Source organism: Nocardia sp. NPDC060220, assembly GCF_042727815.1.
Lineage (GTDB): Bacteria > Actinomycetota > Actinomycetes > Mycobacteriales > Mycobacteriaceae > Nocardia.
The window spans coordinates 1-1,559 of record NZ_JBHWZY010001220.1 but is presented as its reverse complement, the minus strand read 5'-3'; the positions used below and the strand labels follow the sequence as shown (position 1 = coordinate 1,559).

Sequence of the window (1,559 nt, the reverse complement as noted above, 5' to 3'; positions counted from 1 at the left end):
CTTCGCTCGTCGCGCCGTGTGTCACGGCGACTCATGCAGATCGGGTCGGTACTGCCAGCAATACTTCGGCATCCTCGAAGGGTGTGCAAGGGATTGGACAGTTTCACATCGGCGATGTCGGCAGGTGTGGCGCACAAACCAAAATCCGGCCGAAACGCTCCCGAACCACCGGTTTTGTCTGATTCTTGATGACAGGGCGCCGCAGCCGGGTAGCGTGGCGACCCGCGAGGTGGTATCGGCCGCAGCGCCCATTTTTGCCCGCCGACCAGCTGGGTCGAACAGGCCGACGGGAAGTAGAGCACGGAGTTTGGTCAACGACGTCATCGATGTCAGCGCGGATTTCACGATCGCGCGTCAAGCGTTGTGGGATGTACTGCTCGATCCCCAGAGCTACCCACGCATGTTCACCGGGATCGGCAGTTGCGAACCGGTGGAACGTCCCGACGGCGCGGTCCACTGGCAGGTGCGGGTCGGGTCGGCGAGCGGCGGTATCCGCACGCACGAGTTCATTCTCGTGATCGGCCGCTGGTACGAGAGTTTCGAACTGCGCAGCCCGGTCCTCGGCAGTTTCGCCGCGATCCGCTTGCGTGGCGATCAGCAGCGCACGCGCCTCGATATCACCCTGTTCGCGACCGCGCGGATCCATCCCTTGCTCGAGCAGGGCGGCAACTCGCTGGTCACCGACTGGGTGAAGGCGGGGCTACGCCGTACCGCCGACTCGATCGCGGGCACCCGTTCCTCGGTGGTGGTCAACGCCGAACGCTCGATGGTGCGCCGCAATGCCGGCGTGGCGCGCAGCATCGCGGCCACCGGCCTGATGCGGCCCGAGCCGATGTCGATCGTGAGACAGCTTCGCTCCCTGTCGAAATGGGGCTTCAACCTGGCCGGTGGGTACGCGGCGGGCGCGGCGTACGAACCCGATCGGCTCGCGCTGATCGATGCGGGCGGTCATCGCACTTTCGCCGAGGTCGACGCCAGATCCACCGCGCTGGCCGCCGCGATGCACTCGATCGGTCTGCGCAAGGGCGACGCCATCGGCCTGCTGGCGCGCAATCACGCGGGCATGGTCGAAACCATGGTCGCCGCGGGCAAACTCGGCGTCGACGTGGCGCTGCTCAACGCGGGATTGTCGGGGCGGCGGATCGAGGAGATCGTGCAGCGGCACCGGCTGAGCGCCGTCTTCGTCGACGGTGCGCTGGAAACGCTGATCCGCTACCTGCACAGCGAGGTACCGCGCTACACCACCGACGACTGTCCGCCCGACCCCGACCGCACCACGATCGACGACCTGATCACCCAGGCGCACACCGACTTCCCGGTGCCTGCCCATCCCGGCAGGCTGATCGTGCTCACCTCCGGCACCAGCGGTTCGCCCAAGGGCGCGCGCCGCCCGCACGCCAAGGGGTTCGGCACCATCGCCGCGCTGCTCTCGCGGATCCCGCTGCGGGTGGAGGAGGTCATGCTCATTCCCGCGCCGCTGTTCCACACCTGGGGTCTGGCCGGGTTGCAGCTGAGCACCGCGTTGCGCGCCACCGTGGTGTTGTCGGACGGTTTCGATG

At 67.2% G+C, this 1,559-nt stretch carries 1 protein-coding gene; it reads left to right on the top strand.

Going from position 1 to position 1,559, the window contains the following annotated elements:
• Positions 1-307: 307 nt before the first annotated feature.
• Positions 308-1,559 (top strand): AMP-binding protein (locus ACFWF3_RS35465; RefSeq protein ID WP_379318501.1); only part of this gene is annotated, 1,252 nt, incomplete at its 3' end.